The following is a 14,264-nucleotide window of genomic DNA, read 5'->3' as shown; positions in this document are numbered from 1 at the left end:
GAGGCATCTCCCACCGGCTGCAACAATAGGGTCGTGCGCCGCTCCCGTCTTCCCCGCCTGTTGCGCGGGACGACGTCTGCGGCAGTGGCGACCTTCGTCGCCCTCCTCTCGCACGTGAGCGCCGGCGGTGCGGTGCCGGGTTGGCTCGGGATCCTGATCCCTTTCGTGCTGTCGCTCGCCGTCTGCACCGTGCTCACGGGGCGGCGCCTGTCGGTGTGGCGCCTGTCGGTGGCGGTCGCGCTCAGCCAGGCGCTCTTCCATACCCTCTTCGTCCTCGGATCCTTCGCTGTGCCTGGCATGGGGCAAGACCATCACGCGATGCACGGCATGGGTGACACTCAGCCGGTGCCGAGCACGGGGATGACCGACGCTCTGCACGGCGATCCGGCGATGTGGCTCGGTCACGCCGTCGCCGCGGTGGTGACGATCCTCGCGCTGCATCGCGGCGAACGCTGCGTGCGTGCGCTGATCGAACTGACGCGCACGCTGGTCGGGCGCCTCCGCATCCGCCTGGCACTCGTCGTCGCCGACGTCGACGTCGACGCTCCGCGCTTCCCGTCTGTCGCCTGCGCGCGGCATCGTCAGCCCGGTCAGAGGCTCTTCCTCCGAGACATCGCCCGCCGCGGTCCGCCCCGACTGCACACGGTCTGATCACGCTGTCACGACGCGCTCGCGTCGTGTGCTGCGCTTCCGCCTGTCTCCGAGACAGGCGTCCCGTGTGGTGCGGCGCCTGCGCGCGCCGCTGTCGAAAGGTGTCCCATGTCCCTGTCGCGACGTATCGTCGCGGGGATCGTGGTGGCGTTCGCCGCCGTCCTGGCGGTGGCCGCCCCCGCGTCCGCTCACGATGAACTTCTCTCCTCCACGCCCGAGACCGGGCAACGACTCACCGAGGCTCCGGCGCAGGTCACGTTGACCTTCTCGGCCGATGTGCTCGACACCGGCGCGGCGGTGATCGTCGCCGATGCCGAAGGGCACGACTGGGCTGCCAGCGAGCCGGTGCTGGACGGCCCGACGGTCACCGTCGAGCTGCAGCCGGACATGCCCCCCGCTGGGTACGAGGTGCGGTGGCGCGTGGTGTCGTCGGACGGGCATCCGATCGCGGGCACCGTCCCGTTCACGATCGGCGACGGGACCCCTCTCGAGCACACGGCGCAGCCGACGGCACCCAGTGTCGACGGCCAGGCAGCGCAGTCAGACGAGCCGACGGTCGATGAGGCCGGTCAGGAGAACGCCGGAGCGCTGCGCATCGCGTTCATCGGCGCCGCCGGCGCCGGCATCGCCGTCGCGCTCTTCGCACTCATCCTCTTCCTCCGCCGCCGCTTCGACGCGCGCGGCACGGACGACGCCGAGCACTGAGCTCGCCCGTCCCGCTTTTGAAAGGCACACCCCTGTGAACACTCCCACCACCCGTATCCGCTTCACCGCAGTTCTCGCTCTCACCGCACTCGCTCTCGCGGGTTGCGCCGCCCAGAGTCAGCCGAGCTCGAGCTCCGTCACCGCTGCCGAGACGATCTCCGTCTCCGACGCCTGGGTCAAGTCCGCCGACTCCGGCATGTCGGCCGCGTTCGGCGAACTGACCAACCACGGCGACGCCGACGTCACGGTGACATCCGCGACGACGCCCGCGTCGTCCACGGTCGAGCTCCACGAGACCGTCGAGAACGAGTCGGGGCAGATGGTCATGCGTCAGATCGAGGGCGGCTTCGTGATCCCCGCGCACGGCAGCCTGACCCTCGCTCCCGGCGGCAACCACATCATGCTCATGGACCTGGCCGCACCCCTCGTCGCGGGTGACGACGTCACCTTGACCCTCACGTACTCGGACGGCACGAGCTCTCAGATCACCGCTCCGGTCAAGGACTACGCCGGTGCGAACGAGAACTACGAGGGCGGCGACATGGACATGAGCGGCGACAGCGGGATGAGCCACTGATGTCACGGCGCGATCCCGACGACACCACGGTCCGGCATCGCGCCACCCGGCGACAGTTCCTCCTCGGGGGAGCTGTCGCCGGTGTCGGCGCGGCGGCCGCGATCGCGATGGATGCCGCATTCCAGACCGCTCCGCCCGCGGCATCCGCCGTCCCATCCCTCAACGGCGACACCACGGTGCCCTTCCACGGCGTGCATCAGGCCGGAATCGACACCGATGCGCAGTCGCACGCGGTCTTCGTGGCCCTGGACCTGAAACCCGAGGTCGATCGCGACGGCCTGCGGCGGCTCATGCGCACGCTGAGCGACGACGCCGCTCGGATGACCCAGGGGGAGCCGGCCCTCGCCGACTCCGAGCCCGAGCTTGCGCTGGCACCCGCCCGCCTCACCGTCACATTCGCGTTCGGACCGCGCTTCGTCGCGGTGGCGGGCGGATCCGCTCCGGTGTGGCTGGCGCCCCTGCCCGCCTTCGGCATCGACCGGCTGCAGCCCGAGTACTGCGATGGCGACCTCCTGATCCAAGTGGCATCGGATGATCCGGTGACGCTCGCGCACGCGTCGAGGATGCTGTTGAAGGATGCGCGCAGTTTCGCGACCGTCCGCTGGACTCAGAACGGGTTCCGCCGTGCACACGGCACGGTGAAGCCCGGCACCACGATGCGCAATCTCTTCGGACAGGTCGACGGCACGGCGAATCCCGAACCCGGCACGGCCGACTTCGACGAGCTCGTGTGGCATCAGCGCGGGTGGCTGGCCGGCGGCACCGGGGTGGTCGTGCGCCGCATCGCGATGGATCTGGACAAGTGGGACCGATTGGACCGCCCCGGACGCGACGCGTCCGTCGGTCGCTACCAGTCGAGCGGTGCGCCGCTGACAGGGACGAACGAGCACGATGAGCCGGACTTCGAGGCGAAGACTGCCATCGGGTTCCCCGTCATCCCGGAGTTCTCCCACATGCGCCGAGCCCGCAGCGACGATCGTCGGGAGCGCATCTTCCGGCGCGGCTACAACTATGACGACACTCCCGCGGGCGGCGAGATCTCGCGTGCCGGTCTGGTGTTTGTCGCTTTTCAGGCGGATGTGGCGAGCCAGTTCGTGCCGCTGCAGCGGCGCCTCGACGAGCTCGACCTGCTGAATGAGTGGACGACGCCCATCGGCTCGGCGGTGTTCGCGGCGCCACCCGGCTGCGCGCCCGGCGGATTCATCGGCGAGACCCTGCTGTCGTGAGGAACGAGACGATGATCGACACCCTCGTCCCTCCGTCACAGGCCCGCCCGCGCCCGGCCCGTTCCCGCGGCGGCTGGTTCGGATCGCTGCTGCTGCGCCTCCACTTCTCCGCGGGGCTGCTCGTCGGCCCTTTCATCCTCGTCGCGGCGACGAGCGGGGCCCTGTATGCGATCGCCCCGACGCTCGATGAGCTCGTCTACGGGCACGAGCTCCATGCGCCGGTGACCGCCACGTCGCTGTCGCTCGCGGAGCAGATCACGGCGGCGGAAGCGTATGTCGGCGAGGGTGCGGTGCCGACCGCTGTGCGCCCGGCCCCGGAACCCGGGGATACGACCCGGGTCATGTTCGCCGAGGACGACCTCGCGGCCAGCGAATCGCGGGCCGTCTTCGTCGACCCCGGGACGGGCGAGATCCGCGGCGATCTCACGGCGTACGGCACGAGTGGCTCGCTTCCCGTGCGCACGTGGATCTCGAACCTCCACCGCAATCTGCACCTCGGTGAACCCGGACGCCTGTACAGCGAGCTCGCCGCATCCTGGCTCGCGGTCGTCGTGCTCGCGGGAGCGGCGCTGTGGGTTCAGCGCATCCGCAGAGCGCGCGTCAAGCGGGAGCTCGTGGTGCCGGCCGTGCGACGAAGCGGATACCGGCGTCTGTTCAGCTGGCACGCCTCCGTCGGTATCTGGGTGCTTCTCGGCGCTCTCATGCTCTCGGCGACGGGGATCACCTGGTCGACCTACGCCGGCGCGAACGTCTCCGCGGCGCGCGCGGCGATCGGTGGTGCGACGCCGGCACTGCGGACGGATCTCTCCGGTGCCGAGGAGGCGCCGGACGAGCACGCCGCTCATCACGGCGGCGCGGCGCCGATGCCGACGGGGGAGGCGAACCCCGCGACGTTCGACGCGGTCCTCGCGATCGCACGTCGGATCAACGTCGACACGGGCGAGGTGGAGATCAAACCTCCCGCGGCGTCGGGACAGGCGTGGACGGTCACGGAGATCAAGCGCTCGTTCCCCACGGAGGCGGATGCGGTCGCGATCGACGGCGCCACGATGCAGGTGGTGTCCCGGGTGGACTTCGCCGACTTCCCGCTGCTGGCCAAACTCGCCCGGTGGGGCATAGACCTGCATATGGGCGTCCTGTTCGGGTGGGTGAACCAGCTCGCACTGCTGCTCATCGCCGTCGGTATCGGGACGCTCGTCGTGCTCGGGTACGCGATGTGGTGGCGACGCAGGCCAACACGCGGTGGGAAGCGGATGGGGTCCGCACCGGCGCGGGGCGCACTGCGCGCGGCGCCCTGGTGGGGTGTGCTCGCCGTCGTTGCGGTCGCGGGCCTGATCGGCTGGTGGCTGCCGCTCGTCGGTTACCCGCTCGTCGCCTTCGTCGTGATCGACGCGCTCCTCGGCCTGCGTGCTCGCGTGCGCGCGGGCTGAACGCGCCGGCTGCCCGGCGGTCGCGGCCTGATCCGCCGCGGTCGCCGGGCAGTGCCCGACGGTTATCCCCGTGCGGGCGCAAGCTCCGGTCGCCGTGCCATCGGCATCCGTATGCTGGACGGCGACCGCTGAGCGCGTTCGCGCCGCCCGGCGTGATGCACAGCGACACGACGACGACCGGGGGAACGATGTCCGATCCGCAGCAGCCGTCCGAGCCGCATTCCGCGGCGCACGACGGCTCGATCCAGCCCGAACCGATGGTCGGCGGGCAGCAGCCGGCGTATCCGGTGCCGGCGTATCCGGTGCAACCGGCTCCCGGCGCCGACGAATACCAGGCCGGACAGCAGGCATCCGGCGTGCCGCCCCAGCCGTACGGGGCTCCGCCGCACCAGACGTACCCGGGGTATGCGCAGCCGGCGTATCCGCCGGCGCAGGGTTATGGTCAGCCTCAGGCACCGGGCTATCCGCCCGCGCAGGGTTACGGCCAGCCAGTGGCCGGGTATGCGCCACAGCCCCGGTACCCGGCTCCGCAGCAGCCCGCATCGACGGTGGACGGTCCGCCGTCCAACAACCCCGCGCTGTGGTCGATGATCCTCGGTGCGATCTCCGCCGCATCCCTGCTCAGCCTGCTGATCCCCTTCTTCGGGTTCTTCATCGTGATCATGACCTTCCCCCTGAGTATCTGCTCCGTGGCACTCGGCTACGCGGGGCTTTCGAAGGCGAAGCGCACGGGAGGCGTGGGGCGCACGAACGCGATCGTCGGCATGATCCTCGGCCACATCGTGCTGCTGTTCGCGATCGCCGTCGGCGTCTTCCTTCTGATGGCGCTCATCGCGGCTATGAGCAGCGGCTCGTTCGGTTGACACGTGCAACGAAGGACCGCCCCGGCGAATGCCGGGGCGGTCCTTCGTGTGGAGCGCGAGGCTCTCGGCGTCAGACGCCGAAGTAGAGCTCGTACTCGAAGGGGTGCGGGCGCTGAGCGATCGGCTGGATCTCGTTCTCGATCTTGTACTCGATCCAGGTCTCGATGAGCTCCTCGGTGAAGACGCCGCCCTGCAGCAGGAACTCGTGGTCGGCGCGCAGCGCCTCGAGCGAGTCGAGCAGCGAGTTCGGCACCTGCGGGATGCCCTTGGCCTCCTCGGGGGGAAGCTCGTAGAGGTCCTTGTCGACCGGCTCGTGCGGCTCGATGCGGTTCTTGATGCCGTCGAGGCCGGCCATGAGCTGAGCGGCGAATGCGAGGTACGGGTTGCCCGAGGCGTCGGGCGCGCGGAACTCGATGCGCTTAGCCTTCGGGTTGGTGCCCGTGATCGGGATGCGGATGGCCGCCGAACGGTTTCCGGCCGAGTAGACCAGGTTGACCGGAGCCTCGAATCCCTTCACCAGACGGTGGTAGCTGTTCAGCGTGGGGTTCGTGAAGGCCAGGACGGCGGGCGCGTGCGCCAGGATGCCGCCGATGTACCAGCGGGCGATGTCGGACAGGCCGCCGTAGCCCTTCTCGTCGTAGAACAGCGGCTTGCCGTCGTTCCACAGCGACTGGTGCGTGTGCATACCGGAACCGTTGTCGCCGAAGAGCGGCTTGGGCATGAAGGTCGCGACCTTGCCCCACTGCTCGGCGACGTTCTTGACGATGTACTTGAACTTCAGGATGTCATCGGCCGCGTGCACCATGGTGTCGAAGCGGTAGTTGATCTCCTGCTGGCCGCCGGTGCCCACCTCGTGGTGCGCGCGCTCGAGGATGAGGCCGGCCTCGATGAGGCGCAGGCTGATGTCATCGCGCAGGTCTGCCGTCTTGTCGACGGGGGAGACGGGGAAGTAGCCGCCCTTGTACGGGGTCTTGTTGGCCAGGTTGCCGCCCTCTTCGGCGCGGCCCGTGTTCCAGGCGCCCTCTTCGGAGTCGACGGAGTAGAAGCTCGAGTTCTGCTTCACCTCGTAGCGGACGTCGTCGAAGATGTAGAACTCGGCCTCGGGGGCGAAGAACGCGGTGTCGGCGATGCCGGTGGATGCGAGGTACTTCTCGGCCTTCTTCGCGACCTGGCGCGGGTCCTTCGAGTAGATCTCGCCGTTGCGCGGGTTGTAGATGTCGAAGACCATGACGAGCGTCTTCGCCTCGCGGAACGGGTCAAGGTATGCGGTCGACACGTCCGGGATGAGCTGCATGTCCGATTCGTGGATGTTCGCGAACCCGCGGATCGACGAGCCGTCGAACAGCTGACCGACGGTGAAGAACTCCTCGTCGACGGTGGAGGCGGGGATGTTGAAGTGCTGCTGCACACCAGGGAGATCCGTGAAGCGGATGTCGAGGAACTTGACGTCCTCGTCCTTGATGAACTTCAGCACCTCGGATGAATCACTGAACATGGAGACTCCAGAGGTAGGGCATTTCGGGAAGTTCCGCCCGCCACGGCGGGCTGATCCGACGCTATCGATCGGGCGTTGCTCGCCAGTGTCCCATATGTTTCCGGGATGTTACGGGTGCCCGATTAGGGTTGATGCATGCCCGAGACCCCTGTCGAGTCCAGCTATCCCGGAGAGCGCCTCGGGCTGCCCCGCACCGGTTCGACCTCTGTCGCGCGTGTCGGACGGCGCCTGCTGGCCCTGCTCATCGACTGGACGTGCGCCACGATCCTCGCCGTCGCGTTCCTCCGGTACGACCCGTGGGCGCTGCCCGGGGAAGCGGGACTGTCGACGTTCGCGCCGATGCTGGTGTTCGCGCTGGTGCAGATCCTCTTCATCCCCCTGATCGGGGGAAGCCCGGGGCACCGCATCCTCGGGATGCGACTCGTTCTCGTACGCGGCGGATGGATCGGGCTGTGGCGGCCGATCGTGCGCACCGTGCTGCTGCTTCTCGTCATTCCCGCGGTCGTCTGGGACGCCGACCAGCGCGGACTGCACGATCAGGCCGCGGGCAGCATCCTCATCCGCGCCTGAGGATCAACGCGGGCGCTGAGCCCGCACGCGGTTGGGGTCGACGCCCTTCGGGATCGGCAGCGATGTGAGCGACTGCGACACCGAGTCGATCCGCTTGATGACGGCGGCCATCGTGGTGCGGTCGATCTTCTTCGGCAGAGCCTTGATCGTGCTCGCGAGCTTCGCGATCGGAACCTCGTCGTCGCCGTGGCCCACATAGAACACGGTCACGGGCACGCCGGAGGCCACCCGCTGCGCCTTGGAGCGCTCGTCCGCGACGAGACGCGTCAGACGACCGCGCGCGCCCTCGCCCACGAGGACGATGCCGCCGCGGCCGACGGCGCGGTAGACGGCCTCCTGTGTGCGGGGGTTGATGCCGACGGGCATCTCGCTGGCCTGCCAGCGGCGGCCGAGCGACACCGACATCACGCGGCCTGCCGCTCCCGGCATGCCGTCGATCTGCTTGTACATCGCGGTGGTCGACAGTCGGGTCGTCAGGATGAGCGAGCCCAGGATGCCGGCGAACAGGCCCGTGATGCCCCAGAGGATGACGCTCCAGACGGCGAACGGCGGGATGAGGAAGCCGACGCCCGCGCCGAGGGCGATGCCGAGCAGCACGATGCCGATGAGGGCGTAGGGCAGCCAGGAGTACGCGTCCTTGGTGTAGCGGTACAGGGTCTTCAACTGCGAGAAGAATCCGGGGCGCTTCTCGGGTGCGGAATCGCGGGCTGCCATGCCCTCCAGCCTACCGGTGCCGTCCGATCTCTTCTCCCCATCCGCGGGCGGCGCATCGAGTCTCCTTCCGCCGCGCGGCCGGAGCAGGGCCCGCCGCTCCAGCGGGCACGATCGGAGCATGTCGTCCTCGCTCCTGCCCGCACCGCCGCCGTTGCGCCCGCTCCTGGAGCCGGTGGTGCTGCGTACCGTCGCCGCCGATGCGGCCCCCTTCGACGGTGACGTCGTGGTCCACGACGGGGAGCCGGCCCTCGCGGTCCCTGTCGCCGCCGTCGAGGGGACGGGGATCTGGGCGGCCTCCGGCGAACACGTCATGGCGCCTCTGGACATCGTCACGACGGCCAGGGGGCCGTTCGTCCTCCTCCCGGCGGTCCGCTGCACCCTGGAGTCGCTGCTTCGACGACGGGTGACGGTGGAGCCGGGTGAGGCCGTCACCGTCGCCGTGAGCCTGCTCCGCGGCGTCGCGGCCGAGACCTCCGCGCATCCACGGGGCAGTTGCATCGGCACCTGGTGGCTGGACACCGCCGGGACACCGCTGTTCGTCCACGCTCACGAGGGCTCCGCCGCTGCGGTGGGAGCCGCCGAACTGATCGCGTTGTTGGACGCCGGTGATCATGAGGTCGCCGTGCGTGCGATCGACGCGGCCGCCGCAGCGGTGCGCGACACCGCGCGCATCGTCCGAGTGCTTCCCGCTCTGGAAGACGACCTGTTCGCCGCGGCGCGGCCGCGGGCGGTGCGCATCGACGAGTCATCCGCCGGAGCGGGGATCACCCGCGCTCAGGCGCGCGCGGAGGCGAACCGCTCCATGCCGGCGTGGCGGCGACTGACCGTGGCGATGGACGGATCGCTCAGCGACCTGGTCGCTGAGCGGGTGGACGCCCTCCGTCAACGGTGGCGTCGCCCCGTGCCGGCGAAGAAGCCGCGATCCCGCCGACCAGTGCTGCTCGTCGGGGTAGGGGTCGTGGGTCTGGTTCTCGCGGCGGGGCTCCTGTGGCCGGAGCCCGAAGACGCCGCGCCCGTGCCGGTGTCGTCCCAGGGTTCCCTCCCGGCGGAGGACGCCGGGGTCGCGGCGCCGCCCGTCGACGCTCCGGCCGCCGTGCAGGAGACTGCTGACCCCGTTGCCGCGGCGCGCAGGTTGCTCGCCGAATGGAATGCGTGCGGCGACGACGCCTGTCGGCAGAAGCTGCAGGAGGCACGGATCGACGCCGACCCCGCGGGCGCGGTCACGGTCGCGGACGTAGCGCTGACGGTCATCGACGATCTCGGCGATCTCACCCTCCTACGTGCCGACGATCCGAGCGGTCGAGCGGTGTCGCAGATCGTGGCGATCGTGCGCCAGAACGACGAATGGGTGCTGCGCGGCATCCATGATGTCGCGCAGCACCCATAGGTGCCGGGAAAGTCAGATCCCGAGGTCTCCAGCGAAGTCGGCCGTCTCGAGGCGCGTCTTCATCGCCGAGAGGAACCGCGCCGCGTCCGCGCCGTCGATGATCCGGTGGTCGTACGACAGAGCCAGGTACACGTAGGAGCGCACCGAGAACGCGTCCTTGCCATCGACCGTCACGACGCCGGGGCGCTTGACGACCGTGCCCGTGCCGAGGATGGCGGACTGCGGCAGGAACACGACCGGGGTGTCGAACAGCGCGCCGCGGGAGCCCGTGTTCGTGACCGTGAACGTTCCGCCGGCGAGCTCGTCGGGCTTCAGCTTGTTGTCGCGCGTGCGGGCTGCCAGGTCGGCGATGTCGTGAGCGATCTGGGCGAGGTTCTTGTCGCCCGCCTCGCGCACGACCGGCGTGAGCAGTCCGCGCTCCGTGTCGACCGCGATCGAGATGTTCTCGCTCGACGGGTAGACGATCTGCTCACCGTCGACGGTCGCGTTGATGACGGGGTACGTCTTCAGCGCCTCGGCTGCTGCCAGGACGAAGAACGGCAGGAAGGAGAGCTTGTCGCCCGTCTTCTGCTGGAACTCGTTCTTCACGCCGTCGCGGAACAGCGCGACCTTCGTCACGTCGACCTCGACCACGGTCGTGAGCTGCGCGGTGGCCTGCATCGACTCGACCCGCGCGCTTCGCGAGCACCTTGCGCAGACGCGACATCGGCTGCGTCGTGCCGCGGAGCTCGGAGACCTCGACGGGAGCCTTGGTCGCGGCCGGTGCCGCGGGCGCGGATGCCGCGGCGGGAGCGGCAGCGGCCTCAGCCGCCTTGAGCACGTCTTCCTTGCGGATGCGTCCGCCGACGCCCGAGCCCGTGACGGTCGCGAGGTCGACGCCCTGCTGAGCGGCGAGACGGCGCACGAGCGGGGTGACGTAGCCCGAGCCCTCGTCGGCGGAGGTCTCGGCCGCGGGAGCCGGTGCCGGAGCAGCGGCGGGGGCCGGCGCGGATGCAGGGGCAGCGGACGGAGCAGGCGCGGCAGCGGGGGCGGAGCTCGCCGGGGCCTCGGTCTCAGCCTCTTCGACCTCGACGGGCTTCTCTGTGGACGGAGCCTCGGGCGCGGCCTCTGCGGCCGGCGCAGCGCCGTCGCCGATGCGGGCGAGCGGGCTTCCGACCGCAACCGTCTCATCCTCCTGGACGAGGATGGCCTGCAGGGTGCCGGCGAACGGCGCGGGGATCTCGGTGTCGACCTTGTCGGTGGAGATCTCGAGCAGCGGCTCGTCCACGGCGACCTCGTCGCCGACGGCCTTGAGCCAGCGGGTGACGGTGCCCTCGGTGACGCTCTCGCCGAGCTCCGGAAGAACGACGTCACGGCCGCCGGATGCGGCGGGTGCTGCTGCGGGGGCAGCTTCTTCGGCAGGTGCCGGTGCGGCGGCCGGAGCAGCCTCGGCGGCGGGCTCGGGAGCGGCGGCCACCTCGGGCTCTGCGGCGGGAGCCGCAGCGGCGGAGCCGTCGCCGATCTTGGCGAGGACAGCGCCCACCTCGACGGTGTCGTCCTCCTGGAAGAAGATCTCTTCGATGACGCCGCTGACCGGCGAGGGGATCTCGGTGTCGACCTTGTCGGTGGAGATCTCGAGCAGACCCTCGTCCGCCTCCACCGTGTCACCCACATTCTTGAGCCAGCGGGTGACCGTTCCCTCGGTGACGCTCTCGCCGAGAGCGGGGAGGACAACGGAAGTGCTCATGGGATTTGCTCCTTCGAACTGCGATATCGGTGTCTAGCTTAGTGAAGCCGAAGCCTCATAGCGTGTGCAGGGGCTTGCCTGCCAGAGCCAGGAACGCTTCGGACAGCGCCTCGCTCTGAGTGGGGTGGGCGTGGATGAAGGGGACGACATCCTCGGGGTGTGCGTCCCAGCCGATCACCAGCTGCGCCTCGGTGATCAGCTCGCCCACTCGCGGACCTGCGAGATGGACGCCCACCACGGGGCCGTCGACGCGTCGGATGACCCGCGCGACACCGCCGCCGCCCAGGATCTCGGTGCGCGCGTTGCCCGCAAGGTTGTAGTCGACGACGCGGATGCCGTCGCTGCCGTAACGCTCCTCGGCCGCCTGGCGCGTGATGCCGACCGACGCGAGCTCGGGCGAGCTGTACACCACGCGCGGCACGAGCTCGTCCGGGACGATCGTGGGGTCCTGGCCCGCGATGCGCTCCGCCACGGCGATGCCGTGCTGGAACCCGCGGTGCGCGAGCTGCGGGCCTGCGACGATGTCGCCGACCGCCCAGATTCCCGGGACGGCCGTGCGCAACCGCTCGTCGACGACGACGAAGCCGCGATCGAGGACGGCCCCGACGGCTTCGAGACCGATGCCGTCCGCGGCGGGTTCACGCCCCACGGCCACCAGCAGGTAGTCGCCGGTGAGGACCGTTCCGTCCGCCAGTTCGACACTCACCTGCTGCGCATCCTGCGTCACGGCCGCGAAGGGCGATCCGAGCCGGGTCTGGATGCCGCGACGGCGGAACGCGCGGGCGAGCTGCTGTCGCAGGATCTCGTCCTCCGCCGGGACGAGGCTGTCGGCGGCCTCGACGACCGTGACCTCGGCTCCGAGGGAGCGCCACAGACTGGCGAACTCGACGCCGATGACTCCACCGCCCAGCACGATCACCTGCGACGGGATCTCGTCGAGCTCGAGCGCCGTCTCGCTGGAGAGGATGCGGCCACCGAGCTCGATGCCCACGGTGCGGGTGCGAGCGCCGGTGGCGACGACGATGTCGGTAGCCGCGATCGTCTCGCCGCCCACCTCGACGACGCCGGGGGAGGCGATCCGGCCGCGGCCGGTCAGGATCTCCACGCCGCGCGCGGACAGCAGGCCCTGCAGGCCCTTGTACTTCTTCGCGACCAGCTCACTGCGGAACGCGTGCATCGCGGGCACATCGATCGCGTCGAGCGTGGCCTTCACACCCAACGACGGTCCTTCACGGACCGCATCCGCCGTCTCGCCCACGTGCAGGAGCGCCTTGGTGGGGACGCATCCTCGGTGCAGGCACGTGCCGCCGACCTTGTCGGCTTCGATGATGACGACCTTCTTGCCCAGCTCCGCGGCGCGCAGAGCGGCCGCGTAGCCCCCGCTCCCGCCGCCGATGATGGCGACGTCAGTGCTGCGGGCGGTCACCGCGAGGATCCGGTGACGAGGTCGATGAGGCTGCGAACGGTGGCGGCGGTGGGGCCCTTGTCGGTGAAGCCGTAGCCGGCGCCCTTGTTCATCCCGACGCCCGCGATGTCGAGGTGCACCCAGGGGATGCGCGGCGAGTCGGGGCCGTCGGTGCGGCCGACGAATCGCTGCAGGAAGAGACCGGCGAACAGGGAGCCTGCCGCGGGGTCGCCGATCTTCGCGTTGACCATGTCGGCGATCGGGGAGTCGAGCTCCTCCTCCATGTGCGCCGGGAGGGGCAGGCGCCACGACAGCTCGGAGACCCGCTCGGCCGACGCGAGGTACTCGGCGACGGCGTCGTCCGAACCCATGACGCCCGTGAGGCGATTGCCGAGCGCGACGGTGATGGCACCCGTGAGGGTGGCGACATCGACGATCAGATCGGGGTTCTCACGGCTGGCCGCGACGAGGCCGTCGCCCAGGACGAGGCGCCCCTCCGCATCCGTGTTGAGCACTTCGACCGTTGTTCCATCCGCCATGCGCAGGACGTCGCCCGGCCGGGTCGCGCGGCCGGACGGCATGTTGTCGGCGATGCAGAGCCACGCCGTCACGCGGGCATCTGCGGCGAGCTGGGCTGCCGCGCGGACGACGGCGAGGACGGTCGCGGCACCGCACATGTCGTACTTCATGCCGACCATGGAGGCTGCCGGCTTGAGCGAGAGGCCGCCGGTGTCGAAGGTGATGCCCTTGCCGACGAGCGCGATGTGCCGTTTGGCGTCGGCGGGGGAGTAATCGAGGCGGACGAGTCGCGGCGGACGGTCCGAGCCCTGCCCCACGCCGAGGATCCCGCCGAAGCCCTCGTCACGAAGACGCACCTCGTCATACACCTCGACAGTGATCGGGAGGTCGGCCACCAGCTCGACGGCCTGGTCCGCCAGGTCCGCCGGACCGAGCCACTCGGCGGGCGTGGACACGAGGTCCTTGACCACGGCGGCGGCGGATGCGGTGGCCCGCGCGGCGGCCAGGTCGGCCTCGGAACCGTCGCCGTGCACGGTGACCGACTCGGCGCGGGTCTTGCCCGTCGAGCTCTTGTAGCCCGCGAAGCGATAGCCGCCCAGGCCCGCACCCTCCGCGAGCTCGCGTGCTCCGCCCGTCACGGACGGTGCGGCGAGCGACAGCGAGGTGAAGCCGGCGAGCGTGCGGACGCCCGCGCCTGCGGCGAAGCGCAGCGCCCCGCCGTCGGGGGAAGCCCCGGTGCCGACGACGGCGAGGGGGACGGAGGGAAGCCCCGCGACCCCGGGGAGGACCACGCGCTGCACGGCCCCGGCGGCGCCGGTGAAGCCGACTGCTTCGAGGGTGTCGCGCATCGCCTGGCCGAGTCCCTCCTCGTAGAACGCATCGTCGAGGGGAGGCAGCGCCAGCAGCAGCGCGTCCGCGGTGCTGTCGGTGAGAGGGGCCGGGGTGAAGTGCAGATCCGGGAACGGCATGACTCCATCCTAAGGACGCCCACGTGAG

General features: G+C 70.2%; 12 protein-coding genes and 1 pseudogene. 8 read left to right on the top strand and 5 right to left on the bottom strand.

Annotated features, from left to right (window positions below):
- Window positions 1–33: 33 nt before the first annotated feature.
- The 6 genes from QE374_RS02200 (at window position 34) to QE374_RS02175 (ending at window position 5,452) form a co-directional block, all read left to right on the top strand.
- Complete coding sequence (locus QE374_RS02200) at window positions 34–651, top strand: hypothetical protein (protein WP_309731798.1); 618 nt, start codon at window positions 34–36, stop codon at window positions 649–651.
- 108 nt (window positions 652–759) lie between these two features.
- A complete protein-coding gene (locus tag QE374_RS02195; protein ID WP_309731796.1) occupies window positions 760–1,356 on the top strand; it encodes a copper resistance protein CopC in 597 nt (198 codons plus the stop codon).
- Window positions 1,357–1,390: 34 nt separating this feature from the next.
- The gene (locus QE374_RS02190; protein WP_309731794.1) at window positions 1,391–1,933 is read left to right on the top strand and encodes a copper chaperone PCu(A)C; all 543 of its coding nucleotides are present in this window, start codon (window positions 1,391–1,393) and stop codon (window positions 1,931–1,933) included.
- Window positions 1,933–3,159: a Dyp-type peroxidase gene (locus tag QE374_RS02185; RefSeq protein ID WP_309731792.1), complete on the top strand. Its 1,227-nt coding sequence runs from the start codon at window positions 1,933–1,935 to the stop codon at window positions 3,157–3,159. Before QE374_RS02190 ends, QE374_RS02185 begins: the two co-directional genes overlap by 1 nt.
- An 11-nt stretch (window positions 3,160–3,170) precedes the next feature.
- A complete protein-coding gene (locus tag QE374_RS02180) occupies window positions 3,171–4,589 on the top strand; it encodes a PepSY-associated TM helix domain-containing protein (protein ID WP_309736577.1) in 1,419 nt (472 codons plus the stop codon).
- A gap of 188 nt (window positions 4,590–4,777) precedes the next feature.
- Complete coding sequence (locus QE374_RS02175) at window positions 4,778–5,452, top strand: hypothetical protein (protein ID WP_309731791.1); 675 nt, start codon at window positions 4,778–4,780, stop codon at window positions 5,450–5,452.
- A 70-nt stretch (window positions 5,453–5,522) separates the two neighbouring features.
- On the opposite strand, the gene glnA is transcribed toward QE374_RS02175, so the two are convergent.
- Window positions 5,523–6,947, bottom strand: coding sequence for a type I glutamate--ammonia ligase (gene glnA, locus QE374_RS02170; RefSeq protein WP_137416890.1), 1,425 nt, complete (start codon window positions 6,945–6,947; stop codon window positions 5,523–5,525).
- Between the two features lie 135 nt (window positions 6,948–7,082).
- Here glnA and QE374_RS02165 point away from each other — a divergent pair, with 135 nt between their 5' ends.
- Window positions 7,083–7,517: an RDD family protein gene (locus tag QE374_RS02165; protein WP_137416891.1), complete on the top strand. Its 435-nt coding sequence runs from the start codon at window positions 7,083–7,085 to the stop codon at window positions 7,515–7,517.
- A gap of 3 nt (window positions 7,518–7,520) precedes the next feature.
- On the opposite strand, the gene QE374_RS02160 is transcribed toward QE374_RS02165, so the two are convergent.
- Complete coding sequence (locus QE374_RS02160; RefSeq protein ID WP_309731787.1) at window positions 7,521–8,231, bottom strand: DUF4191 domain-containing protein; 711 nt, start codon at window positions 8,229–8,231, stop codon at window positions 7,521–7,523.
- A 118-nt stretch (window positions 8,232–8,349) separates the two neighbouring features.
- Here QE374_RS02160 and QE374_RS02155 point away from each other — a divergent pair, with 118 nt between their 5' ends.
- Window positions 8,350–9,618, top strand: a complete 1,269-nt coding sequence (locus QE374_RS02155; RefSeq protein ID WP_309731786.1) for a hypothetical protein — start codon at window positions 8,350–8,352, stop codon at window positions 9,616–9,618.
- A gap of 12 nt (window positions 9,619–9,630) precedes the next feature.
- Here QE374_RS02155 and sucB read toward each other — a convergent pair.
- From sucB to QE374_RS02140, 3 genes and pseudogenes are all read right to left on the bottom strand, one after another.
- Window positions 9,631–11,344 (bottom strand): annotated as a pseudogene (gene sucB, locus QE374_RS02150) (2-oxoglutarate dehydrogenase, E2 component, dihydrolipoamide succinyltransferase).
- Window positions 11,345–11,399: 55 nt separating this feature from the next.
- Window positions 11,400–12,770: a dihydrolipoyl dehydrogenase gene (lpdA, locus tag QE374_RS02145; RefSeq protein WP_309731784.1), complete on the bottom strand. Its 1,371-nt coding sequence runs from the start codon at window positions 12,768–12,770 to the stop codon at window positions 11,400–11,402.
- Window positions 12,767–14,236 (bottom strand): leucyl aminopeptidase, encoded by a 1,470-nt coding sequence (locus tag QE374_RS02140; RefSeq protein ID WP_309731782.1) that lies wholly within the window; start codon window positions 14,234–14,236, stop codon window positions 12,767–12,769. The genes lpdA and QE374_RS02140 overlap by 4 nt, the downstream gene beginning before the upstream one ends.
- Window positions 14,237–14,264 lie beyond the last annotated feature (28 nt).

The organism is Microbacterium sp. SORGH_AS_0428 (assembly GCF_031453615.1).
In the GTDB taxonomy this organism is placed as follows: Bacteria; Actinomycetota; Actinomycetes; order Actinomycetales; family Microbacteriaceae; genus Microbacterium.
This window is presented reverse-complemented; position numbering and strand designations above follow the sequence as displayed.